Raw genomic sequence first — 22,298 nt, forward strand, 5'->3', positions numbered from 1 at the left:
ACGACTTAGCCGCGGGTCAATAAGTCCAGATCGCGACCGCGCGCGCTATCCCCAGAGCTCCGGCGCCGGCGGCATGAGAGTCGATCCCTCATAGGACAGCCCGGGGATGCGATCGCGGGCCAGAAGCAGAGGCCCGTCGAGGTCGACGAAGGCGGCGATCTGCCCCACGAGGACGGCCGGCGCCATGGCGAGAGACGTGCCCACCATGCAGCCCGCCATGATGGAAAAGCCCATCTCCTGCGCCGCGCGCGCCAGCGCCAGCGCTTCGGTCAGGCCGCCGGTCTTGTCGAGCTTGACGTTGATCGCATCGTAGCGGCCCTTGAGCGGCGCGAGCGAGGCGCGGTCATGCACGCTTTCGTCGGCGCAGATCGGCACGGGGCGGGGCATGGTCGCGAGAATGGCGTCCCCACCCGCCTGCAGGGGCTGCTCAACGAGCGAGACGCCGTGATCGGCGCAGGCGGCGAGCTGGCGGGGAAGGGTTTCCGCCGTCCATGATTCATTGGCGTCGACGATAAGGGCCGATTCGGGGGCGCCCGCGCGCACCGCGGCGAGCCGCGCTGCGTCGCCTTCTCCGGCGAGCTTGATTTTCAAGAGCGGGCGATCGGCCGCCCGTTCCGCCGCGGCGCGCATCTGATCGGGCGCGCCGAGCGAGATCGTGAAGGCCGTCACAAGCGGCGAGAGCGCCGCGAAACCTGCCGAGACATGGGCCGGAACGCCCGAAAGCTTGGCCTCGAGGTCCCAGAGCGCGCAGTCGAGCGCATTGCGCGCCGCCCCCGCCGGCAGCAGGCGCTGCAAGTCGGCGCGATCGGCGCCGCCTTCGAGGGCGTCGCGCGCGCCTTCAATGGTCGCGACGACGCTTTCCACGCTTTCGCCGTAACGGGCGTAGGGCACGCATTCGCCCCGCCCGACGCCGCCGTCTTGCGCCAAGGTCGCGGTCACGACGACGGCTTCGGTCTTCGCCCCGCGCGAGATCACGAAGCTGCCGGCGATCGGGTAACTCTCTATGGCGACTGATAGTTTTCGCTTCAAATCTCTCTCCGCCGCCCGCGAGGCGCGGCCGTGTTCGGCGCTTGCGATGTGCGCTGATGCGCTTGCTGACGTCAATTCACGAAGTTATGACGTTTTTGCAAGAGGCGGCTTTACAAGCGGCGGCGCGCCGGCCCGCGTCAGCGGCGCGCCACAATCGTCGGATAGGATGACGCCATCAATGAGCCGATCACTGACTCCAGCGCGGAGCGAAGCCCGATGACCGTCGCGGCGATGCAGCGTCCGCCCAAAGTCGCGCGCCAGTCCTCGGCGGCGGGCGTGCGCCTTGCGCTTTCGGGCGACTGGACGCTCTTCGCCTCGCGCCGCCTGGAGGAGGAGGGGAGTCGAATTGTCGAGGAGGCCCGCCTCGATCGCAAGGTCGCGATCGATCTTTCGCAAGTCTCGCGACTCGACACGGCCGGCGCCTGGCTGATCAACCGCGCGCGGCATGATCTGGCGCGCCGCGACGTCGCGGTCACGCTCGAAGACGTGCGCCCTGAATATTCGACCCTGCTCGAAGAAACGCATTACCGCGCCTTCGCGGGGCCCTCGCGGCTGCGGTTCAATGTCTTCTTCGTTCTGCTTGCGGACTTCGGCGAATCGATCGTGGATGCGCTTCGCGAATTTTACCGCGGCGTCGGCTTTCTCGGCGAATTCGTCTCCTCGATGATGTATGTGGCCGCCAACCCGCGGCGGTTCAGGCTCACGTCGCTCGTCGCGCAAATCGAGCTGGTCGGCTTTCGCAGCGTCCCCATCATCGTGCTGATCAACGTGCTGGTCGGCGGGATCGTCGCGCAACAGGGCATATTTCAATTGCTCAAGTTCGGCGCGTCCAGCTACTCGGTCAGCCTGATTGGCATTCTTGTCTTGCGCGAACTCGGCGTGCTGCTGACCTCGATCATGATCGCCGGCCGCTCAGGCTCGGCGATCACCGCCGAACTCGGCTCGATGAAAATGCGCGAGGAGATCGATGCGCTGCTGGTGATGGGACTTTCACCGATCGAGGTGCTGATCGCGCCGCGCGTGCTCGGTCTCGTGATCTCTCTGCCGATTTTGACCTTCATCGCCGACATAGCGGCGCTCTTTGGCGGGATGGTCGTGTCCTGGTGGTACGGGGGGATCAGCCCGGTGGCGTTCGCGTCATTGCTCAAAGAGGCGATTGCGCTGCATACTTTTCTTGTCGGCATCATCAAGGCGCCCTTCATGGCGCTGGTGATTGGCCTCATCGCCTCGATGGACGGACTCGCGACGCAGGGCTCCGCCGAATCGCTTGGCCGTCAGGTCACCTCCTCGGTGGTGAAATCGATCTTTATGGTCATTGTGATGGATGGGTTGTTCGCCGTGTTTTTTGCGGCGATCGACTATTGAGCGCGCGATGACCAGTTCCTCGACTCAAGCCAACGACGTCGCTCAACAGCGCCTCAACCGCGATGTCATCATCAGCGTGCGCGACCTCGTCGTCGGCTTTGGCGACAAAACCATCATGAAAGGGCTCAGCCTCGACGTTTACCGCGGCGAGGTGCTCGGCTTCGTCGGAGGATCTGGGCAGGGAAAATCGGTGCTGACCCGCGCGATTCTCGGACTCGTGCCGACGCGAGGCGGAGCCATTCGGGTTTTTGGGCAGGATCGCGACGCGCTCGCGCCGCTCGAGCGGCGTGCGCTGGAACAGCGTTGGGGCGTGCTGTTTCAGAACGGCGCGCTGTTTTCGGGCCTCACGGTGAAGCAGAACATTCAGATGCCGATGCGCGAAATGCGCGACCTCTCTCAGCGACTGATGGACGAGCTGGCCATGCTGAAGCTCGAGCTTGTTGGCCTTAGTCCCGACGCCGCCGACAAATTTCCGTCAGAATTGTCTGGCGGCATGGTGAAGCGCGCGGCCCTGGCGCGCGCCTTGGCGCTTGATCCCGAGCTCGTGTTCCTGGACGAGCCGACATCGGGACTCGATCCTATCGGGGCCGCCGAGTTTGACGCGCTGATCGGCACATTGCAGCAGACCCTCGGGCTGACCGTGTTTATGGTGACGCACGATCTCGACAGCCTGTACTCTATCTGCGACAGGGTGGCCGCGCTCGCTGAAGGTCGGGTCATCGCCGCAGGGCCGCTGGAAACCTTGCTGGCGTCCGACCACCCGTGGCTGAAAGCCTATTTCCACGGCGTGCGCGGCGGCAGACTGACTGCGGCGCGCGTTGAGCAGAAGGACGAACAATGGAAACCCGCGCCAACTACGCCCTGATCGGCGCTTTCACGCTGGCGGTCGCCTTCGCCGCCTTCCTCTTCGTCTACTGGTTTTCGGGACCGAGCCAGCTCGGCCGGCAGGAAACGTTCCAGATTGTCTTCACCGCGGTTTCAGGACTGACCCGCGGCTCCTCGGTGCTGTTCAACGGCGTGAAAGTCGGCGAGGTCACGCATCTCGGCATTTCCGAACAGGATCCGAGCAAGGTCGACGTGCTCGTCAGGATCGACAGCAGAACGCCGGTCAAGACGGACACGCGCGCGCGCCTCGAGACGCGGGGCTTTACGGGCGTTTCCGACGTCCTGCTCGTCGGCGGCACGCCTGGCGCGCCGGCTCTGACGGCGCAAGTCGGCCAGAAATATCCCCAAATTCAGGCTGAGCGCTCCGAAATCCAAAATTTGCTGGTCAACGTTCAGAGCCTGTCGACGAAGGCCGCCGAACTCCTTACGAAACTCGACAAGCTCATTGACGATAATGGTCCGGCCATCACCGCGACGCTCAAAAACGCTGAAACCGTCAGCAAGACTCTCGCCGACAACTCCGCTTCGATCACGAGCTTCATCCGCGACGCGTCCGATATCGCGCGATCGATGAAACCGGCTGCGGCGCGGCTTGATCAGCTGCTCGCGGCCGGCGAGAAGACGATCAAGGCGATCGACCCCAAGCAGATCAAGGCGATCACCGGCAATATCGCGGGGGCTTCGGAACGCATCAATCGTTTCGCCGCGACGGGGCTGCGCGAATATGAACAGCTTGCAGTGGATGGGCGCAAGGCGGTCGACTCATTCGATCGCACGCTGCGTTCGGTCGAGAAGAACCCGTCACAATTCATCTTCGGGCCGTCCCAGTCCGTGCCGGAGTATCAAGGCCGCTAAATCAATCCAAGGCGTGGCTTTGAGCCGATGCGCGGATCGTTTAGAAGAACGACGCGCCCGACGGGGCGCGCGGGCGAAATGGGGCGACGGGTCGGCATGAAACGGAAGGCGTCCGCTGCGACGCAACGAAAGGTCGCGCAGGCCACGGCGATCGCCTCGCTTGCGTTTCTCATGACCGCCTGCGCCCAAGCGCCCCGCGAGACGTTCGATCTGACGACCGAGACCGGCGTTTTGCGAAGCGTCGCCTTGCGCGGCGGCCCCGCGGTCTTCGTGCCCGAACCCGCGGCGCTCGCGCCGACCTCCTCAGATCGCGTCGTGGTTCGCGCCGGCGATGACAGCGTGGCCGTTCTTCCCGGCGTCCAGTGGTCGGATCCGATGCCGCGTCTCTTGCAGCGCCGCTTGATCGAAGCGTTGCAGCAGTGCGGTCTTTCAGCCTCTGCCAACTTTGGCGGGCAAACAACGCTGCAGACGGATGTGCGACGCTTCGAGATCGACGTCGCCCGCAATCTCGCGGTCATTGAAATTTCCGTCCAGCTCGTCGATTCGGCCGGCGGCCGGGCGAAGGCGGCGCGGATCTTTGTCGAGGAGACGCCGGCCCCGGAACACACCGGCTCGCCAGCCGTGCGGGCGCTCGGCGAGGCGGCGGCGCATGTCGCGCTGCGCATTGGCCAATGGACGCGCGCCCGGCTGTAGCGACGCCGGCGGGCGCAATCGCTCAGTCCGGGATCGAAGCTTCCCACAGCATGATGTTCAGGCATGCGAGAAAGGCGCCGTTTCGGGACGCCGCTTTAGATGCGCTCGACCAGTCTTCCGCCTCGTCTCGCGTCAAGACGCCGGCGGACACGCAGTTCTCCGTCACGCGCGTAAGGTCGAAAATGATCTCCGCCGCGTCCAGGCTGCCGACGGTGAGCGCATGCGCCCGGCAGTCGATGTTTTCGACGCCGCACTTTTGCAGCAGAACGCCGATCTCTCGGCCGATGTAGGGATTGGCGAAAGACTTCTCCCATAGTTCCGCCATTTTCGCCCCGGTTTCGAGCCTCCCGTTGTAGACGAAATATGTTCCCCAATCGGGCTCGGCGACGACGATCCTGCCGCCCTTGCGCGTCACCCGGACCATTTCGCGCAGCGCCTCGATGGGGGCGGGAATGTGCTGCAAGGAGCGGTCGATTCGAACGCCGTCGAACTGGCGATCGCCGAAGGGGAGGCTGCGGGAGTCGCCGGCGACGAAAAGCGCATTGGGAATCCCCTGCGCCCGTTCGCGCGCCAGGCCGAGAAAGCCATGCGCCGAGTCGAGCCCGAAGACGTCGACGCGCGGGAAGCGCCGCGCGAGTCCGATGACGTCGAAGCCGACGCCGCAGGCGACGTCCAATATCTTGCTGTTCCCGGATATTTGCAGCGCGTCCCAGGTCTCCTGCTTGTAGCGCTGGAAAAAAGGCGTCGCGTTCATGAAATCGAGACAGCCGGTCAGTTCGGACCTCAGCGCGCCGTCAGCGTTGCGGAAGCTTAAAGCGATGTCTGTCATATGCGCCTCTTTCGGCCTTCGCCGCTGAATTCCACAGAATGTGGCCTACGGTCGCGCGCGTCCGGGAGGGGCTAGCGCCGCAAACGGACGGGTGCTAACTGAACGGCGACAATTTGGGCAGCGCTGGCGGCGCAACCGCACGACGCGCGGAAGAACAGCGGCTCGCGGCTTCCCGCTTCAAGCACAGTCGGGAGCGCCGCGAAAGTCGAGCATGCATGAGGAAGAGACAGGCGTCATGGCGAAGATGAGCTTTGAGGATGCTGCGACCCGCTATGGCGCGGAACCGGGGGGCGGCGCGCCGACAAAGGTCAAGATCACCTTCATCGATTCCCAGGGTCAAGCCCGATCCGTCGAGGGCGAGGTCGGCTCGACCGTGATGGAGACAGCCCGACGCAACGATATTCCCGAGATCACCGCGGAATGCGGAGGCGCCTGCGCCTGCGCCACCTGCCACGTCTATGTCGATGAAAAATGGGCCGAAAAGACGGGCAAGGCGTCGCAGATGGAAGAGGATATGCTCGATTTCGCCTTTGACGTGAAGCCGAATTCGCGGCTGTGCTGCCAGATCACCGTGAGGCCGGAACTGGACGGGCTCGTCTTGACGACCCCCGCTCAGCAGGGCTGACGCGCAATTTTTCCAGACTGCGCGCGCGCGGGTTTGAATCTCTCGACAAATGCGATAGACGAACCGGCAGGGCGAAATTTGAGGCCGGCCGCCGCGCAAGACGCGCGCATCGCGCGGGCCGGCGACGCACACGCGGCGCGAACGGCGTCTTCGACCTTCCGCGTTTGAGGATTTAGTCGGGAATTGACGATGAACCAGCTTAAAGAAGCCGCGATCGAAACCGATGTGGTCATTGTCGGCGCCGGTCCGGCGGGTCTTTTTTCGGTGTTCGAACTCGGCCTGTTGGACATCAAGGCGCATGTCATCGACATTCTTCCGCGCGCCGGCGGCCAGTGCTCGGAACTCTATCCCGAAAAGCCGATCTATGACATTCCCGGCCTGCCGGTCTGCACCGGCCAGGAGTTGACGGACAATCTCCTGAAGCAGATCGAGCCGTTTCATCCGACGTTTCACTTCAACGAAATGGTCGAGACGCTCGTATCGCTCGGCACGGCCGAAAAGCCGGAATTTCGCCTCAGCACGGACGCTGGAAAAATTTTCCACGCCAAGGTCGTCTTCATCGCCGCCGGCGGGGGATCGTTCCAACCCAAGAAGCCGCCGATCCCGAAGATCGAGTCCTATGAGGGGACGTCGGTGTTTTACGCCGTGCGCCGCATGGAGGACTTCCGCGACAAGAACGTCGTCATCGTCGGCGGCGGCGATTCGGCGCTCGACTGGACGCTCAATCTGCAGCCGGTGGCGAAAAGCATCACGCTCGTTCATCGCCGCGACCAGTTCCGCGCCGCGCCGCATTCCGTCTCGGCGATGCAGGAGCTCGTGGCGGCGGGCAAGATCGACTTCAGGCTCGGCCAGATCACCGCGGTCGAAGGCGAGGATGGCGAATTGGCGCGGGCGGTCCTCAAGGGCAATGACGGCGTCGAAGAGAAGCTCGCCTGCGAGCGCCTGATGCCGTTCTTCGGCCTCACCATGAAGCTTGGCCCCGTCGCCGATTGGGGACTGCAGCTCAATGAAAACCTTATCCCCGTCGACACCGAGAAATTCGAAACGAGCCATCCCGGCATTTTCGCCGTCGGCGACATCAACTCTTATCCCGGCAAATTGAAGCTCATCCTTTCGGGCTTTCACGAGGTCGCGCTCGCCGCGCAGAAGGCCCATCGTTACGTCCATCCCGACAAGAAGCTTTTGTTCCAATACACGACGTCATCGACCAATCTGCAAAAGAAGCTCGGGGTCTCCTGACGTCGGCCGACGCCGAGACCTCCGCCGCCTGCGTCGATGTGTTCATCATCGACGTCGCGCAGATCGCCGCCGACGAATGGCCGAAGCTCGTTGCGCTTCTCGACGAAGCCGAAACAGCGCGGGCGGCGCGTTTCGCTTTCGAAGCCGATCGCCGCGCCTTTGTCGCGGCGCATGCGCTGTTGCGCGCAAGCCTTTCCGAGCGCGCGACTTGGGTTGCGCCCGCCGCGTGGCGATTTGGCGCGACGCCGCACGGCAAGCCCTTTCTGCTGTCGCCGCGCATGGGCCTTGACGTCAGCCTGTCGCATACGCGCGGCATGGCCGCCGTGGCGATCGCCTCGGGGCGGGAGGTCGGCGTCGACGCCGAGTCCTTTCTGACGCCGCGCAACGCGCTCGGTGTCGCGGAGCGCTATTTCGCGCCTCAAGAGGCGGCGCTGTTGCGCGCGGAGACCGATCCGGCGGCGCGGAGCGAACTCTTCTTTGCGATCTGGACTCTCAAGGAGGCTGTCTTGAAGGCGGACGGGCGCGGCCTGGCGCGCGGGCTCGACAGCTTTGTCGTGAGCCTGTCGCCGCTCGCCGTTAGCAGCGGTCCGGGCGAGCGCTACGGCGTCGCCCAGTGGCGGCGCGCGGGATTCTTCGTCGCTGCGGCGGCGCGCGGCGACGACGTCAGTTTCCGAATCGAGGAAGCGCGCGCGAGCGCGCTGATCCGGGCGGGGCAAATCGTTTGAAGCCTGACCCCGGCGCGCTAGTTCTGTCGCGGGCTCCTGTCGCGCAGGCATTGGAGGAAATTCATGTCCACCTTGCTGTTCATCGTCATTTGCTATGGCGCCGCTTTGCTCGCGTTGGCCGTTTATCTTCAGCCGGATAGTTTCGTCGTGCGGCGCGAGGCGGTCATCAATGCGCCGCCGAGGAAGGTTTTCGCGGCGATCAACAATCTGCGCGATTGGGAATCTTGGTCGCCCTGGGCGAAACTCGATCCCAACGCTGAAATCCGTTACGAGGGGCCCGCCGCCGGCCCCGGCGCCGCCTTCGAATGGGCCGGCGACAAGAATGTCGGCGCAGGGCGGCTGACGATCGTGGACAGCCGGCCGACCGAGCGCGTCGACCTCAGGCTCGATATGCAAAAGCCCTTTGCCGCGGCCAATGAGGTGACCTTTTTTCTCGCTCCTGACGGCGAACTGACGAAAGGTCGCTGGCTCGCGCGCGGGCTGGGTTTGGGCGGCGATTCCGCGGCGCATAAGACTCATGTCGTGTGGAGCATGTCCGGCAACGCCGGTCTGGCGAGCAAGGCGATGAACATCTTCGTCAGCCGCGACAAGATGATCGGCGATCAGTTCGAGAAAGGCCTCGAAAATCTCGGCGCGCATCTCGGCGCTTAGCGACAGACGCCGACCCCGCGCGGCTCTTGCGTCGCGCGCTGCGAAACGCCATCTGGATGGCGGCCGCAACGCGCGCGCCGATTCTTCGGCGCGACCGCCGTGATTGATGCAGGACATTGACTCATTATGACCGAAATGTTCGAGGCCGCTTTGGCGGCGCTGCGCCAGATCATGACGCCGCCGTTTCGCGCGGTCCTCGTCAAGAGTCTGGGCATGACGTTTCTGTTGCTGGCGCTCGCCTGGGTGGGTCTCGACAAGCTCGCCATGTCCTTCGTGGTGGTCGAGCATCCTTGGCTGCGGACCGCGCTGACCTATGCGACGGGCGCCGGATTGTTCTTCCTGATGGCGTTTCTCATCGCCCCCGTCTCCGTGCTGGTTTCGGGATTATTCCTCGACGATCTCGCCGATCACGTCGAAGCGGATCTCTATCCGCCGGGACAGCAGGGTCGCGCCATTCCGGCGACCCAGGCGATTGTCATGGGCCTGCGCTTCGCCGGGATTTCGGCGATCGTCAATTTTTTCGCGCTGTTGCTGCTGTTCGTGCCGGGAATCAACGCCGCGGCTTTTCTGCTCGCCAACGCCTATCTCTTCGGTCGCGAATATTTTCTCTTCGCCGCGACGCGATTTCGCTCGCTGCAGGAGTCGGAGGCGTTGCGGCGTCGCCATGCGCTATGGCTCTTCGTCGCCGGACTGTTCATCGCCGTCTTCGTCGCGACGCCGGGGCTGAACGTGCTGACGCCGCTCTTCGCCGTCGCCTTCATGACCCGCATCCATCGGATGCTGTCGCCAAGCCCGCGTGGAGAAACGGCGCAGTCCGCCCGCGGGCGCTAGCTCAGAAAGCGACGTCGTCAACGCGAGGCGGATTCGCCCAGCCGCTGCGTCTGATATTGCCCCGCCTTGCGATAGCGATAGAGATAGGAGGGCGCGATCGCCTCGATCGATTGCGGCTCGGCGATTCCGAGGCCTGAAAGCGTGCGCGCTTCCGCCTTCGCCGCCTCGCTGACGACATTGTCGTGCTTGAGCAATTCGACCTGATCGCGCGTCATGCGCAAAAGCTTCGGGAACAGTCCGAGCGAAAGCTTGGTCAGCAATTGCGTCACGCTGGCCATAAGCTTGCCGGTTCCGAAGGAGAGTTTCAGGATTCGGCGCTGGCGCTGCGTGACCTTCAGAACATAGTCGACGATCTCCGCGAAGCTTTTGACCTCCGGACCGCCGAGTTCATAAGCGACGCCCGGCTTGGCGCGGCCGGCGAGCGCGATCGCCACCGCATCGGCGACGTCGCCGACATAGACGGGTTGGAATTTCGTCTCGGCGCCGACGATCGGCACGACGGGAAAGTAGCGCGCCATCGTGGCGAAGCGGTTGAAAAAATCATCTTCCGGCCCGAAAATCACCGAAGGGCGCAGGATGACCGTGGAAGGAACCGCCGCAAGCATGGCGGCTTCGCCCTCCGCCTTGCTGCGGCCATAGGATGAGGGCGACTGCGGATCGGCGCCGATGGCGGAGATGTGCACGACATTGGCGATGCCGGCGGCTTTCGCCGCCTCGGCGATCACGCGCGCTCCGCGGGCCTGCACGGTCGCGAATTTCTGCGCGCCGGTTTCAGCCAGGATGCCGACAAGATTAACCACCGCCGAGGCGCCGCGCAGGGCCGCCGCAATCGACTCCGGACTGCGCACATTCGCCTGCACCGCCATCACCTGGCCGACGCGGCCGAGCGGCTGAAGAAAGAAGGCGAGGTCGGGCCGCCGGCAGGCGACGCGCACGCGCCAGCCGTCGCGCGCCAGCGCCCGGACGACGTAACGGCCGACAAAGCCGGAGCCGCCGAACACCGTCACCACCCGTCCTTCGCCAATGGTCTGGTTATTGTCGCCGATCATTGCGATTTGCTCCGCTTGCGCCGCGCCGGCTCCCGCCGGAAAAATGGTCGCTAAGGCTCTAGCGAAATTTGACGACGAAGGAAATGCGCGAGGCGGGCGCCGCGGCGGCCGGGGCGGCCATGCGGTTTTGGCGGAAAGCGCACATTGACACGAGGCGTCCGCTGACCCTATGAGACGCGCTCTAAGCCCAGGTGGCGGAATTGGTAGACGCGCTGGTTTCAGGTACCAGTGGTGAAAGCCGTGGAGGTTCGAGTCCTCTCCTGGGCACCAAATCAACGCTCGCGCTCGTCCAAATTCATCCGGGATTGCAAGAAAAATAAAGGCTTGGCGCTCAGTTGGGGCCAAGGCAGTCCTAGGGCGTCCGTTGGTATCCTGGGAGTTGGTATATTCGTTGGTATCGCGCGGCTACCAACCGTCCAGACACCAACATGGCTCTTACACACATTTCCATCCGCGCCGATAAGCCTCGCCCCCGTCTTTTCAAATTGTCAGATGGCGGTGGCCTCCAGCTGTGGGTGACTCCCGACGGCGCCAAGCGGTGGCGGCTCGTTGATTAGCTCGACTGCCGAAATCGCGTTCACATGATAGCGCGCGACCGCGTCTTCGAGGCGCTTGGAGAATTTCTGGGCTTCGACCAAATTGCTTTGCGACCGGCTGCGGATTTCGCCGTTGAGCAGCTTCTTCAGCGCCTCCAGCGCGAGATTCTTGCGCGTCATGCCCTTGATTTCGGCGAGAAACTCGTCGGACGGAATCGAAATGTCGGGCGACGTCACGCCTGCCGCTTTGAGGATGTCGACGACTTCCGATGAGGCGATGGCGCGGTCGATGAGTTGTTGCACGGCGAGGGCGCGTTCGGCCTTGCCGATGCCGCCCTTCAGGGTCGACTTGGCGATTGCTGCACGGACAGTCTGGAAGAAGCCCACCTCGTCACGGATGGCCGCCGCTTCGTCGCTTGCCGAGGCCAGCGAATAGGCCTTGGACAGCTCCAGCACCAAAACCTTAGGGGCGATGGGCACGCTTCCTGTCCTCGTCGCTCGTCTTTTTCGCGGCCTCGCCCTCCTGCCACTTCAGCACCCAATCAATGGCGCCGGCGAGGGTCACAAGGCGCTGAACGCCAACGTCGCTTTCTGGCCAACGCCGCGCATGAATTGCGAACGCCTGTCGCCATTTTGATGGAACGTTTGGACGGTCCCGACCAGCCTGGGCTGAAGAAAGAGATCCAGCGCGACGCGGGCCGCATCGGCAATGTCGTCGAACAGCTTCTCGCTACGGCCAGAATCGACAGGCGCGGCGGCGACGTCGAGGAGACCGTCGATCTGGTGGAAACTGTCCAGTCAGTGATCGACGATCACGCGCTGCTCGCAGTGAGAATGCAACGTCATTTGGCTCTTGAGGGAGATGAGGGATCTGTTTTGGTGCAGGGGGAACGCCGAGCATTGGAAAGCGTCCTCGCCAATTTGATCGACAACGCCCTGCGCGCGGAGCCGGAAGGCGGGACGGTATTCGTTAAGGTTGGGCCGAACGCCGACGTGGCGGTGATCGACCATGGCGAAGGCGTCGCGCCGGCCGATCGTACGAAGATTTTCGAAGCTTTCTGGCGCAAGAGCGAAGCGTCCTCCGGCACGGGCCTAGGCCTCGCCATCGCCAAGGAGCTGGTGGAAAAACTCGGCGGCCGCATCTGGGTTGAAGACACGCCCGGCGGCGGCGCGACGTTCAAACTGGCGTTTCCTGTCGCGAGAACAGCATCGTCCGACATGGCGGACGCGACGAGTTCTTCTCAACGCGCCCGCGCGTCGCTTTAGGCGGCGATTTTCTTCGCGTGTTTTTCGTGCAGCGGATTTGCTTAGGTCGGCGACCGATCTGCTGACGGCGTTGGCCAAGCGATGGGCGCGCGATTGCTGCGGGGAGCCATGCGCGATCAGGCTTTAGCGGCGCTTGCTCGCCGCCATGCGCGAATTTCGACAGCCATCAGTATTTATACGAGAGGCTGGCTGCGATGGTCCGCGGCTCGCCATGGTAGAGCGCGCCGTTTGATGTCCAGTTGGACTGGTTTGTTAGATTTGCTGCATTGATTTCGAGCTTGAGATTGTCGTTGAGGGCGTAGCCGAGCGAGGCGCCGAGCATTTGCTGCGGGGCGAGCGTGAAGCCATAGGTGTTGGGCAGCGTCGCTTCGAGGCGGCTCGCGTAATAATAGCTGACGCCGAGTTCGAGCCCTTTGAGATCGCCCGTATTGAATGCGTAATTGGCGGAAAAATTATAGACGCGCCGCGGCGCGCCCAGAAGATCGCTGCCTTGCTGCGAAGGGATGTTGTCGTCTTTCGAGACAAGCGCATGCAGAAAGGTGGCGACGGCGTTGATCTTGAGATTGGGTAAGATCTCGCCGCCGAGATTGACCTCGATCCCATGGCTGTGCTGCTGACCGGTGACGACGGAGTAGAAGCCAGACGGATTGGCCGGATTGGGGATCGCGACATCGTCGCGGGTGATGTCGAAGAGCCCGACCTCGAAGCTCATCTTGCGATCGAGAAACTCGCGCCGGAAGCCGATCTCATATTGGGTGTCCTGTTGCGGCGGCGGCGCTTCGCCGCTTTGAATCCGCACGCCGGTGTTGGGGATCAGCGATTTGCCATAGGCGGCGAAGAGCTGCGTCTCTTCGTCAGGCCGATAGAGAATGCCGGCGCGTGGCGAAAAATAGCCCTCGGTCCCTTTGCTCAAGCTCGATGTCGGCTCGACGGTCAGCGCGCCGAAAGGATCGAAGACGCGTTCGCGCTGCGCGAGCAGATCGTAGCGCCCGCCGATCAATATGCGCCAGTTCTCGTTAAGGTCGATGAGGTCCTGGCCATAGACCGAGCGGCTGATCGCGCGCGCGACGCCATTCGACCAGAAGGCTCCCGCGTAACTGACGCCCGGCGAATAGATGGGCGCGAAAATATTGAGCGGCGCAGCCTCATAGCGGGCGATGTCGTTGTTGTAGCCGAAATAGAAATCCCATTGTTCGAGACCGAGAAAGACCGTGTGCGACAGGAAGCTCGTGTCGAAACGGCCGTTCAGGCGCAATTGCGCATCGAAGCTGCGATTCGCGGTGCGGGCGCGCACCGGATTGCCGAAGACGACGGATTGAAATCCGTCATAGCCCCAGCCGGTGAACCACCCCCAGCGGGTCGCATAGAGGAAATAGTCGACGACCGCGGCGATCTTCCAGTCGGCGTTGAAGGCGTGCTCATAGCGCAAGGTGAAATCGTCGAAAAAGGGGGTTTCATGTTCATTCGCCGGCAGGCCCGCGTAGAACTCGCGCGGGATATGCAAGAAGATCGGTTCGGCGGGCACGCCGTCGCGCCAGACGAGTCTCGCGCCATTGTGCTCGGCGCGCAAGCTGACGCGGTCGCCATTATCGGCGGTGAAGGCGAGCATCGGCGCGATGTCGAAGCTGCGGGTGCGCGTGAAATCGACGAAGCTGCCGAGGCTCTGCGCGGAGCCGGTCATGCGAAAGAGCAAGCTCTTGTCGTCATTGAGCGGCGTATTGACGTCGGCGGTGAATCTTGTGACGGCGAAACTCGCCTTGGTGGCGACGGCATGGGCGAAGGTCTCTTGCGTCGGCGCCTTGCGGATGTAATTGGCCGCGCCGCCGTAGCCCCCGAGCGCCTTGCCGAACAGCATGGCGCTTGGGCCCTTGTAGAACTCGACGTGATCGACGGTGGAGAGATCGACGTCCTGGGCGGTGAAGCCATGCGCCGCGCCATCGAACAGCGTCACGCCGGCGGGAAAACCGCGCATGACGAAACCTGGCGAATAGGCGCTGTTGGCGGCGGGCGCGTTGACATAGACGCCGCTCTGGTCGCGCCCCAGCGTCTGGGCGTTGGGCGCGTCGGCGCGCCGCTCGACTTGGCTGCGCTCCGTGTTGGTTTCCTTGTTCTGCTCTTTGGCGCCGCTCTTCTCTTTGCCGCGCCTCTTGCCCGCGCTTTGCAGCGTCTCCTTGCCTTCATCCTCTCGCAGCGCTTCGGCGCGCGCTTGCGCGGCGCCGACGCATAGGCAGAGCAAAGCAACGAGCGCCGTTGTCCTCATGCCGCGCCAGGCGACTGCTGCTGCCGGCGGCGCCCGGCGCGCAAGCGGGCGGAATGTCTGCGCTCCAGCGCGACTTGCGCGAGCGGCGCGATGAAGCTCGAGGCCTCGCGAACCTCGGCGATGGCGAAGCGGCACATGAGTCCGCCTGCGTCGGCGGCGTCGAACACGTCGAGCACGACCAGCCGCGGCGCGGCGCGCGTGACGACGCCGCGTTCACGCAGGAAAGCCATGAGCGCCTGTTTAGGACGCGCCGACAGCGGCAGCGCGCGGCGCAAATTGTGGATGTAATGATCCCGGTTGATCTGATCGAAATCCATTGTCTCTCCATCGGCACGTAAATGCGCGCGCATCGAAATCACGCCGGCGTTCGTTCCGCCGGCGCAGGACGCGGCGCGCTTCGCCGCGCCTGCGCCATTCGCGCGGCGCGCTTTTTCCACCAGACGTAAACGCCGGTGACGGACAGCATCGCGACGACGAGCCCGAGCGCGCAGACGAAGATGCGGTAGGGAAGGCCGAAGAGATTGGCGGTGTGCAATTCGACGAGCCAGGTGGTCAGCGTCGTTCCGCTGCGATGGCCGGTCGGCAGGCTGATGGTCTTTAGTTCGCCCGAGCGCGAATCGAACAGGATCGAGGTTGACCCCGCCTTGTCGCCGATGTCGCGCGACGAGCGCACGCGATATTCGTAAAGGCCTTTGTCGCGCAGATGATAGAGCGCCAGCGGGCGTTCGATCGCAAAATTGTGCTCATGCGCCTGCTCGGCCATCAGCCGTTCGCCGGTCGCCTGCGCCGCCTCCCATGCCATCGGCGGACGCGGATCGGCCTGCGGCGTTGCCGCCTGCGCCCAATACGGCGGTTCGAAATCGAGAACCAGCTGCGTCGCGCGCGTATAGAAATTCGGCAGCGTGAAATACACGCTCGACCAGGCGTAGACGAGGAGCATCGCCCAGAGCCACAGGCCGCTCGCGCGATGCAGATCGAAATTGACGCGATAGAAGGAGCTTTTCAGCTTCACCATCCACGACGGCTTCCAGCGCGCGAGGAAGCTCTTTCGCGAACGCTCGCCGCGCACGGGCAGCGTGAGATAGAAGCCGACGAAACAGTCGAGCGTCCAGGTCAGCGCCACTGCGCCGAGAATCCACTCGCCGATCCCGCTCATCGCGAGAAACATGTGCAGGCTATAGACGAAGGGCATGATGTCGTTCTTGCCCGCGGGCAGACCGCGCCATGAGACGCGACCGAGTTCATGGCCGTCGATCGGATCGAGATGGATGAATTCGAAGTCCAGCGGCGGCGCGCCGTCGCGCGCCGCCATGCCGATCTGAGCGGAGCCGGGGTAGCCGAGATACACGGTGCGCGCTTGCGCGCCCGGAACCAAGGTTTCGGCGCGCTTTACGAGTGCCGCCGCGTCAAGCGCTATCCCGGCGCGGGGGCCGGGATAGAGTTCGGGCGTCAGCCAGTGATTGATCTCGAGCCAGAAGGCGAGCAGGCTTCCGGTCAAACCGACGAGGATAAGAAACCCCGCCATCGCAAGACCGGCCCAGCGATGCAGCCAGACGAAAAAACCGCGAGTCATGCCGCACTCCTCGGTTAAACGAGCGCTTTCCCGTTGCGAATGGCGGGAAGTTGGTTGGCTGCATCACCACTCCAATCGCAGCGAACCCACCACGGTGAACGGCTTCGCCGGGAAGGCGCTGACGGGCAGCGTGAAGTTGTTGAAGAAGTTGTCGGGCCCGGTGAAGTAGCGGGCGTTGTTGATGTTCTTCAGATTGACCTGCGCGGTCAGCTTGTGTCCGTCGAGCAGCGTCGCATAGCTGCCAAAGGCGTCGAAACGCGCCCAGCCGGGAAGGATGAACGTATTCTGGATGTCGCCCCAGGCGTGCGATTGTCCCGTGACGCCGCCGCCGACGCGAAAACCCAGCCCGTTCTCGCCAAAGTCGTAGGTGAGAAACACTTTGCCCAAATGACGCGGCACGTTATCGCGATGGTTGCCGAGCAGGCCGCTCGGCGGACCATAGATCGCCGGATCCAACAGCCCAAATGGATTGAGTCGGTTCACGACATCGTCGGAAATCACTTTGGCGTCGATATGCGAATAGTTCGCGATAATGGCCAGCCGGTCGGTAATGGCCCCCGTAACGTCAAGTTCGACGCCGCGGCTGCGTTGCAGGCCTGAAATAACAGAGAGGCCAAAGCCCGAGGAAAGGGTCGGCACGGGCACGCCTGAGCGCGTGATCTGATAAAAGGCGAGCGTCGCGGTCAATCCCGGCAGCGGCTCGGCCTTCAGGCCGACTTCCCACTGCTGGCCACGTTGCGGCGGCAAGGGCTCGCGGTTCGTGCCCAGCCCGTTGTTCAGCCCAAAAGACCTGGAGTAGCTGCCATAGACGTTCAACTGAGGGAGAATGTCGAAGACGACGCCGGCTCTAGGAGTCCACGCTCTGTCGATCGCCGTCCGTGCGTCGAGACGATTCCGTATCGCCTCTTCCTTCGTCGCGCTGTAATCGAAAGCCGGATCGCCGGAGCAACAGGTGAAGACGCTGCCATTCGTCTGATCGGCGACGTCATATCTGACGCCCGCCAAAACATGCAGGCGATCGAACCAGGTCACATAGTCCTGAACATAGAAGGCCTTCTGTTGCGTGACCGACGACAAATGAAATTTGTATCCCGAACCCGCGACTCCCGCCTGATAGAAGGATGACGGCACGAGCCCATAGACGGGCGCGAAAGGATTGAGCGGAACGAGGTTGAACGGAACGTTCGCCGGCGAGAAACCGTCGTATGACGTCGCCGCGTAGTAGCTGGAATTCCCACTGTAATAGTCGAGACCCGTCAGGAAAATGTGATTTCCGCCAAGCGCCTGGAATTTGCCCTCGATGTCGATGTTGGTCGAGAACGAATAGTTATTGAGCGACTGAGCCGCGGCCTGTCGTTGAAATTGGAACGTCGTCGGATCGATGCAGAAAAATGGTTGGCAAGCGACCGTCAGGACCGAGTTGGCGGGCGATCTCAACTGCGAATAGAGAAAGCGATTCGTCACCTTCCAGTCTTCGTTCAGATTTTGACGGAAACGATAGCCGACGTAGAGTTGATTGCTTCGGGTCTTCGGCTCATTGGGCTCATTGAGCGAAACATTGAGCGGAATGTCCGGCAGATTGGGACCGATCGGGGGTAAACCGACTTCCGCAGCGGTGCTTTGTGTTTGAAATTGTGCGTCGGCGGTGAAGTCCGTCCACTCTGTCGGCCGGTAGCTCACGACCGGCGCGATGAAGAATTTCTGTGAACCGTTCCGAAAGTTGCGGAACGAGCCCCAGTTCTGGTAGGCGCCGGTGACGCGATACGCAAGCCCTTCCGCTTGCTGGACCGGGGCGGACACATCCCATTGGGTGCGGTACCAGTTGTAATTGCCGACCTGCTGCTCGATGACGTAGCGCGGCTGGGCCAAAGGCTCTTTGGTGATGAGATTGATCAGGCCGCCGGGCTCCGCGCGGCCGTAAAGCACTGACGCAGGTCCTTTCAATACCTCGATTCGCTCAATATTCGCCGTATCGAAGGCAAATGCCTCCGTGCGCAAATTGTTGCGATAAATATTCAGGCTCTGGAAACCGCGGATGTTGAAGTTATAGCCGGCGTCGTCATTGCTGTTCGACGTCACGCCCGACACGTTTTCGAGCGCGTCTTGAACCTGCGTGATGTTTTGATCTTTCAAAACCTGTTTCGGAATCACCTGAATCGAGACAGGCAGCTCTCGAATCGGGATGTCCACCTTGGTCGCGGTCGACGCCTCGCGAACGACATAGCCTTGCGTCGGCGTCTTGGGCTCGGTTGCGAAACGTGTTCGGACCGCGGCGGCGTCGGCGTTCGACGATCCCGGACCCGGCGCAGGAGCGCCGCGGGGCGTCGGCGTCGGGCGCCGCTGGCCGCCGACGTCGATCGTCGGCAGCGATTGCTGCGCGTGAGCCAAGGAAGAGAGGGCGAGCGTCAGAGCGCCGGCGGACACGCCGCGCGAAAGGAAGGCGGGCAACATCTTTCTATTCTCCTGATGCGGCGCGAAGGCCGTCGTGATCGCAGATGCGCTGAGGCGCGCGCGGCCGAGAGCGGCCGAGTCGATCAGGAGAAAAGCGGCGGCGCCTGCGACGACCAGGATGTCGCCCAGCCCGACGGCGCGCTTATCGGGACTTCGGGAACGCGCGCCAGAACATCAGAGATCGCCTCCAACGCCGCGAAGGGCGCCAGCGCCCAGGTCGCGCTCAGCCCGCCGAACGCAAAGGCGGCGGGACAGAAGATGCAGCAAGCCGCGTGAGAACAGCTTTCGTGTCCGGCGTTTCCGTTGAGATCGTTGTCGGCGCAGGGACGGTCGTTCGACGAGAGGGCGAATCCGGCCTCGGCGCCCATGGCGCCATTGGCCGGCCGCAGGCCGACCAAAGCGACAATGCTCTGCGTCAGGAACAAAAGCGCAAAGAGGGCGGCGAGCGGGCGCGGCATGGCTTTGCGCCAGCTGCTTCCTCTCGCCCCTCTGATCATGTGATCCGCTCCTGCGTCAGTCGCCGGCGTCGTCCAGAACACGCGGCCGATCTGTCGCTTCCATCCATAGCGATGAAAGGTCGCGGGAACCTCGCAAAAGGAAGAGAAGCCAGCAAAAGTCGATACTGTTGCTAAAGCGCAACAGTAACGCCTTCGCGCCATGCGCAGGCCTAGACGCTGACGTCTTGAGCTTGCCAGCGGCGCGCGCTCGGCTATGAAATGCTTCGACGCCCTTTTGCGGCGGCGTTTGGGAGCGGCGCCCATGCGAATTCTCTTGGTGGAAGACCAAGCCAGCTTGGCGCGCCAGGTTGCTGAGAAGATCCAGCGCTCGGGTTACGACGTCGATCAGGTCGAGACGATCGAAGAGGCGCTGCGCGCGCTCGACAGCTGCGCCTATTCGCTCGCTCTGCTCGACCGGCGGTTGCCGGACGGCGACGGCGTGGCGCTCGTATCCCGGATTCGCAAGCTGCAGCCTGCGACGCGGATTCTGATGCTCACGGCGCTCGACGCCATCGACGATCGAATCGAAGGGCTGGAGGCCGGCGCCGACGACTATCTGACGAAGCCGTTCAATCTCGACGAAATGATCGCGCGGATCCGCGCGAATCTGCGCAAGCACGGCGCGAGCCTGGCGCCGCCGGTCGCGATCGGCGCCATGTCCTTCGATCTCGAGCGAAGCGAGGCGTTTGTCAAAGATCGTCCCTTGCTGCTGTCGCGTCGCGAACTGATCCTGCTCGCGACTCTCGTGCGGCGCGCGAATTGCGTCGTCTCGCGCGAGGCGTTGAACGCCGAGCTCTATGGATTTGGCGAGGAGGTTCAGGATCACGCGCTGACCTCGCTCGTGTCCCGCCTGCGCACGCGACTGGCGGCGTCCGACGCGCGAGTCGAAATCTATTCAGCGCGCGCGCTGGGCTATATCCTAAGGGAGATGAAGGAGAATGAGGGCGACGCGTGACGCGGGGCTCGTCGCTCGCGCGCCGGACGGTCGGCTACCTCATGCTCGCGCAGATTTCCGCCTTCGTTCTCGCCTGGGCGATCACGCTCGGTCTCGGCCTCTCCGGCGTTGAAAGATTTACCCAGTCATGGGACGAACTCGCCGCCTTCCGCACCGCCGAACTCGTGATTGATTCGCTCAAACCTGACGAAACCGGCGACGTCCATATCGTTCCTACGCCCCAACTTGAATCCGAGCTGAAGCGACTCCCGAGATTTAAATACGCGGCCTTTGACTTCAGGACGAAGCTGCCTGTCGACGGCTCCTCGCCGGAGCTCGTCGCGACGCTAAAGGATGTGGTCGCGGTGAGTCCGACGCATTCGCATTTCGTGTTGCCGGGCGATCCCGATACGCCGACGCTGGGTTTCATGGGTCCGTATCGGACGCCCTATGGAAGGTTTCAGATCGCGAGCTATCGGGCGAAATTCCGGTGGGACGACATTTTCCTTTCGATGCGCGAAGATCTTCTGAGCGTCGCGGCCTATCTCGTCGCGGCCGCTTTGCTCTCCGGCGCGACCGCATGGCTCGCGGTCCGACAGGGGTTGACCCCCTTGCGCAGCGCCGCCGCCGAAGTGGCGCAAATCGACATGAACTCATTGAACAAGCGATTGCTCTCGGACGACGTTCCGGTTGAAGTGGCGCCTTTCGTCGACGCGGTGAACGAAGCGCTCAAGAGACTCGACGCCTGGGCGGCGCGTCAGCGCCGGTTCACGGCCAACGCCGCGCATGAACTGCGCACGCCGCTGGCGATCATGCGGGCGCGACTGGAGAATGCGAAAGCCTCGTCGCTCAAGAGCGAATTGCTCGGCGACGCAAGCCAGCTGCGCTCGATCGTCGAAGAAATGTTGGTTGCGGCGAGATTGACCGAGGGTCAGGCGCCGCTTGACCAGCACGTAGATCTCTCCGTCGCCGCCCGCCGGGTCGTCTCGGATCTATTGCCTCTCGCGATCGAGCGCGACCGCTTCATCGATTTCGACTGCGTCGCGAACGCAGAAGCGCGCGGCAATCAGCGCGCGATCGAATGCGTCCTGACCAATCTCGTCGACAACGCCCTGCGCGCCGAGCCGCCCAAGGGATCGGTCGTCGTTAACATCGACGGCGATAGAGTCGTCGCGGTCGTCGATCACGGCGAAGGGATCGCCGCCGCCGACCGCGAGATGATCTTCGAGCCCTTCTGGCGAAAGAGCGAAGCCAGCCCCGGCACCGGCCTGGGACTCGCCATCGCCAGGGAGATCGTGGACGCGCACGGCGGCCGTATTTGGGTCGAAGAGACGCTCGGCGGCGGCGCGACGTTCAAATTATGGTTTCCTGCCGCGGCGTCGGAGACGCACGCCAATCCGAACGAGGAGCATTCTTCTTCGCGCACGAACGCTCCATCTTAATAATCAATTCATTTTGTTGTAAATTCGAGTCCTCTCCTGCGCCAACGCTCGCCAGCAGGTTTGAAGACGTCTCGTTAGCCGTTTTGGTCTACGGAGGCGGCGCCGTGGATCCTCGCCCCGGGACTCGGAAGCCCGGCGGCGGCTCGCCGACCCCTCCGATATTCATCGGGCGCGAGGGCGGCTGCGGTAGCCGCACGCATCGCTCGGCGTCAAGTTCATCGATGCTGACGATCTCCGCATTTTCCTTGTCGAACTCGTCGCCGATACTTCACCGTCCCCGTCATTCAGCCCGCCAAGACAGGCCGAGCGGCTGTCGCTGTTGGCGGCAGAATGCAAATTTTTTCAGCGTTCGCTGCCGCCTCTCAAGCAAAGCGCGTCACGCGAATGGTTCCTCGCGAACGTCTCGCTTGCCAACGTTCGTAACCGCGAACGCTCGCAAACCTGCCGTCCAGAGCGATTAGGCGGATTAGCGCCATACGGCTCGGCTGTAGGTGGCGCCTTCATTGCATCCGTTTGGCCTGAGGGCGTCGCTTGCGACGTCACCCGGTCCACAGAAGGGCCCC

The 22,298-nt window shown here is 63.2% G+C and carries 21 protein-coding genes, 1 tRNA gene and 1 pseudogene; 14 read left to right on the forward strand and 9 right to left on the reverse strand.

Annotated features, from left to right (window positions below; all coding sequences use genetic code 11):
• Positions 1 to 45: 45 nt before the first annotated feature.
• Positions 46 to 1,029 (reverse strand): N-acetyl-D-Glu racemase DgcA, encoded by a 984-nt coding sequence (dgcA, locus tag BN69_RS12205; RefSeq protein ID WP_014891924.1) that lies wholly within the window; start codon positions 1,027 to 1,029, stop codon positions 46 to 48.
• 216 nt (positions 1,030 to 1,245) lie between these two features.
• Between dgcA and BN69_RS12210 the strand changes: the two genes are divergently transcribed.
• The 4 genes from BN69_RS12210 to BN69_RS12225 all read left to right on the forward strand — a co-directional run bounded on the left by BN69_RS12210 (position 1,246) and on the right by BN69_RS12225 (position 4,827).
• Positions 1,246 to 2,394 (forward strand): ABC transporter permease, encoded by a 1,149-nt coding sequence (locus BN69_RS12210; RefSeq protein ID WP_014891925.1) that lies wholly within the window; start codon positions 1,246 to 1,248, stop codon positions 2,392 to 2,394.
• Between the two features lie 7 nt (positions 2,395 to 2,401).
• Positions 2,402 to 3,259 carry an ABC transporter ATP-binding protein gene (locus tag BN69_RS12215; RefSeq protein ID WP_014891926.1) on the forward strand — a complete coding sequence of 286 codons (858 nt, stop codon included), beginning with the start codon at positions 2,402 to 2,404 and terminating at the stop codon, positions 3,257 to 3,259.
• Complete coding sequence (locus BN69_RS12220) at positions 3,232 to 4,134, forward strand: MlaD family protein (protein ID WP_014891927.1); 903 nt, start codon at positions 3,232 to 3,234, stop codon at positions 4,132 to 4,134. Before BN69_RS12215 ends, BN69_RS12220 begins: the two co-directional genes overlap by 28 nt.
• A 96-nt stretch (positions 4,135 to 4,230) precedes the next feature.
• A complete protein-coding gene (locus BN69_RS12225) occupies positions 4,231 to 4,827 on the forward strand; it encodes an ABC-type transport auxiliary lipoprotein family protein (RefSeq protein WP_041926962.1) in 597 nt (198 codons plus the stop codon).
• A gap of 22 nt (positions 4,828 to 4,849) precedes the next feature.
• Here BN69_RS12225 and BN69_RS12230 read toward each other — a convergent pair whose 3' ends face one another.
• Entirely contained in the window at positions 4,850 to 5,656 is an 807-nt protein-coding gene (locus tag BN69_RS12230; RefSeq protein ID WP_014891929.1) for a methyltransferase domain-containing protein, read from the reverse strand.
• Positions 5,657 to 5,891: 235 nt separating this feature from the next.
• Here BN69_RS12230 and BN69_RS12235 point away from each other — a divergent pair, with 235 nt between their 5' ends.
• The 5 genes from BN69_RS12235 to BN69_RS12255 all read left to right on the forward strand — a co-directional run bounded on the left by BN69_RS12235 (position 5,892) and on the right by BN69_RS12255 (position 9,727).
• Positions 5,892 to 6,281 carry a 2Fe-2S iron-sulfur cluster-binding protein gene (locus BN69_RS12235; RefSeq protein ID WP_014891930.1) on the forward strand — a complete coding sequence of 130 codons (390 nt, stop codon included), beginning with the start codon at positions 5,892 to 5,894 and terminating at the stop codon, positions 6,279 to 6,281.
• A gap of 189 nt (positions 6,282 to 6,470) precedes the next feature.
• Positions 6,471 to 7,520: an NAD(P)/FAD-dependent oxidoreductase gene (locus BN69_RS12240; RefSeq protein ID WP_014891931.1), complete on the forward strand. Its 1,050-nt coding sequence runs from the start codon at positions 6,471 to 6,473 to the stop codon at positions 7,518 to 7,520.
• A 38-nt stretch (positions 7,521 to 7,558) separates the two neighbouring features.
• Complete coding sequence (locus BN69_RS12245; RefSeq protein WP_014891932.1) at positions 7,559 to 8,245, forward strand: 4'-phosphopantetheinyl transferase family protein; 687 nt, start codon at positions 7,559 to 7,561, stop codon at positions 8,243 to 8,245.
• 63 nt (positions 8,246 to 8,308) lie between these two features.
• Positions 8,309 to 8,896: an SRPBCC family protein gene (locus BN69_RS12250; RefSeq protein ID WP_014891933.1), complete on the forward strand. Its 588-nt coding sequence runs from the start codon at positions 8,309 to 8,311 to the stop codon at positions 8,894 to 8,896.
• A gap of 126 nt (positions 8,897 to 9,022) precedes the next feature.
• Positions 9,023 to 9,727: a sulfate transporter family protein gene (locus BN69_RS12255; protein WP_014891934.1), complete on the forward strand. Its 705-nt coding sequence runs from the start codon at positions 9,023 to 9,025 to the stop codon at positions 9,725 to 9,727.
• 17 nt (positions 9,728 to 9,744) lie between these two features.
• Here BN69_RS12255 and BN69_RS12260 read toward each other — a convergent pair whose 3' ends face one another.
• Entirely contained in the window at positions 9,745 to 10,776 is a 1,032-nt protein-coding gene (locus tag BN69_RS12260; protein ID WP_014891935.1) for a complex I NDUFA9 subunit family protein, read from the reverse strand.
• 185 nt (positions 10,777 to 10,961) lie between these two features.
• Here BN69_RS12260 and BN69_RS12265 point away from each other — a divergent pair.
• Together BN69_RS12265 and BN69_RS20100 are read left to right on the forward strand one after the other, a co-directional pair.
• Positions 10,962 to 11,046 (forward strand) — tRNA-Leu (locus BN69_RS12265).
• A 158-nt stretch (positions 11,047 to 11,204) separates the two neighbouring features.
• A complete protein-coding gene (locus BN69_RS20100) occupies positions 11,205 to 11,333 on the forward strand; it encodes an Arm DNA-binding domain-containing protein (protein WP_371212350.1) in 129 nt (42 codons plus the stop codon).
• Between the two features lie 48 nt (positions 11,334 to 11,381).
• Here the strand turns inward: BN69_RS20100 and BN69_RS12270 are convergent.
• A pseudogene (locus BN69_RS12270) lies at positions 11,382 to 11,792 on the reverse strand (type I restriction enzyme endonuclease domain-containing protein); the annotation flags it as partial.
• Between the two features lie 156 nt (positions 11,793 to 11,948).
• Between BN69_RS12270 and BN69_RS12275 the strand changes: the two are divergent.
• A complete protein-coding gene (locus BN69_RS12275) occupies positions 11,949 to 12,578 on the forward strand; it encodes a sensor histidine kinase (RefSeq protein WP_014891937.1) in 630 nt (209 codons plus the stop codon).
• 166 nt (positions 12,579 to 12,744) lie between these two features.
• On the opposite strand, the gene BN69_RS12280 is transcribed toward BN69_RS12275, so the two are convergent.
• The 5 genes from BN69_RS12280 to BN69_RS12300 form a co-directional block, all read right to left on the reverse strand.
• Entirely contained in the window at positions 12,745 to 14,838 is a 2,094-nt protein-coding gene (locus BN69_RS12280; RefSeq protein ID WP_014891938.1) for a TonB-dependent receptor, read from the reverse strand.
• On the reverse strand, positions 14,835 to 15,155 hold the full coding sequence (locus BN69_RS12285; protein ID WP_014891939.1) for a hypothetical protein: 321 nt from the start codon (positions 15,153 to 15,155) through the stop codon (positions 14,835 to 14,837). The genes BN69_RS12280 and BN69_RS12285 overlap by 4 nt, the downstream gene beginning before the upstream one ends.
• 38 nt (positions 15,156 to 15,193) lie before the next feature.
• A complete protein-coding gene (locus tag BN69_RS12290; RefSeq protein ID WP_014891940.1) occupies positions 15,194 to 16,411 on the reverse strand; it encodes a PepSY-associated TM helix domain-containing protein in 1,218 nt (405 codons plus the stop codon).
• A 63-nt stretch (positions 16,412 to 16,474) separates the two neighbouring features.
• Positions 16,475 to 18,862 carry a TonB-dependent siderophore receptor gene (locus tag BN69_RS12295; RefSeq protein ID WP_014891941.1) on the reverse strand — a complete coding sequence of 796 codons (2,388 nt, stop codon included), beginning with the start codon at positions 18,860 to 18,862 and terminating at the stop codon, positions 16,475 to 16,477.
• A gap of 83 nt (positions 18,863 to 18,945) precedes the next feature.
• A complete protein-coding gene (locus tag BN69_RS12300; RefSeq protein ID WP_148277110.1) occupies positions 18,946 to 19,359 on the reverse strand; it encodes a hypothetical protein in 414 nt (137 codons plus the stop codon).
• A 262-nt stretch (positions 19,360 to 19,621) separates the two neighbouring features.
• Here BN69_RS12300 and BN69_RS12305 point away from each other — a divergent pair, with 262 nt between their 5' ends.
• Together BN69_RS12305 and BN69_RS12310 are read left to right on the forward strand one after the other, a co-directional pair.
• Complete coding sequence (locus BN69_RS12305; RefSeq protein ID WP_014891943.1) at positions 19,622 to 20,314, forward strand: response regulator transcription factor; 693 nt, start codon at positions 19,622 to 19,624, stop codon at positions 20,312 to 20,314.
• Positions 20,311 to 21,735: a sensor histidine kinase gene (locus BN69_RS12310; protein ID WP_014891944.1), complete on the forward strand. Its 1,425-nt coding sequence runs from the start codon at positions 20,311 to 20,313 to the stop codon at positions 21,733 to 21,735. The genes BN69_RS12305 and BN69_RS12310 overlap by 4 nt, the downstream gene beginning before the upstream one ends.
• The last annotated feature ends 563 nt before the right edge of the window (positions 21,736 to 22,298 follow it).

Source organism: Methylocystis sp. SC2 (genome assembly GCF_000304315.1).
Taxonomy (GTDB): Bacteria; Pseudomonadota; Alphaproteobacteria; order Rhizobiales; family Beijerinckiaceae; genus Methylocystis.

Bases quoted from the DNA above. Each gene is read 5' to 3' on its own strand.
- BN69_RS20100 (WP_371212350.1), top strand. From the start codon at position 11,205: ATGGCTCTTACACACATTTCCATCCGCGCCGATAAGCCTCGCCCCCGT.
- BN69_RS12295 (WP_014891941.1), bottom strand. From the start codon at position 18,862: ATGTTGCCCGCCTTCCTTTCGCGCGGCGTGTCCGCCGGCGCTCTGACG.
- BN69_RS12215 (WP_014891926.1), top strand. From the start codon at position 2,402: ATGACCAGTTCCTCGACTCAAGCCAACGACGTCGCTCAACAGCGCCTC.
- BN69_RS12235 (WP_014891930.1), top strand. From the start codon at position 5,892: ATGGCGAAGATGAGCTTTGAGGATGCTGCGACCCGCTATGGCGCGGAA.
- BN69_RS12210 (WP_014891925.1), top strand. From the start codon at position 1,246: ATGACCGTCGCGGCGATGCAGCGTCCGCCCAAAGTCGCGCGCCAGTCC.
- BN69_RS12305 (WP_014891943.1), top strand. From the start codon at position 19,622: ATGCGAATTCTCTTGGTGGAAGACCAAGCCAGCTTGGCGCGCCAGGTT.
- BN69_RS12275 (WP_014891937.1), top strand. From the start codon at position 11,949: ATGGAACGTTTGGACGGTCCCGACCAGCCTGGGCTGAAGAAAGAGATC.
- BN69_RS12230 (WP_014891929.1), bottom strand. From the start codon at position 5,656: ATGACAGACATCGCTTTAAGCTTCCGCAACGCTGACGGCGCGCTGAGG.
- BN69_RS12300 (WP_148277110.1), bottom strand. From the start codon at position 19,359: ATGATCAGAGGGGCGAGAGGAAGCAGCTGGCGCAAAGCCATGCCGCGC.
- BN69_RS12225 (WP_041926962.1), top strand. From the start codon at position 4,231: ATGAAACGGAAGGCGTCCGCTGCGACGCAACGAAAGGTCGCGCAGGCC.
- BN69_RS12255 (WP_014891934.1), top strand. From the start codon at position 9,023: ATGACCGAAATGTTCGAGGCCGCTTTGGCGGCGCTGCGCCAGATCATG.
- BN69_RS12260 (WP_014891935.1), bottom strand. From the start codon at position 10,776: ATGATCGGCGACAATAACCAGACCATTGGCGAAGGACGGGTGGTGACG.
- BN69_RS12285 (WP_014891939.1), bottom strand. From the start codon at position 15,155: ATGGATTTCGATCAGATCAACCGGGATCATTACATCCACAATTTGCGC.
- BN69_RS12220 (WP_014891927.1), top strand. From the start codon at position 3,232: ATGGAAACCCGCGCCAACTACGCCCTGATCGGCGCTTTCACGCTGGCG.
- BN69_RS12280 (WP_014891938.1), bottom strand. From the start codon at position 14,838: ATGAGGACAACGGCGCTCGTTGCTTTGCTCTGCCTATGCGTCGGCGCC.
- BN69_RS12240 (WP_014891931.1), top strand. From the start codon at position 6,471: ATGAACCAGCTTAAAGAAGCCGCGATCGAAACCGATGTGGTCATTGTC.
- BN69_RS12290 (WP_014891940.1), bottom strand. From the start codon at position 16,411: ATGACTCGCGGTTTTTTCGTCTGGCTGCATCGCTGGGCCGGTCTTGCG.
- BN69_RS12250 (WP_014891933.1), top strand. From the start codon at position 8,309: ATGTCCACCTTGCTGTTCATCGTCATTTGCTATGGCGCCGCTTTGCTC.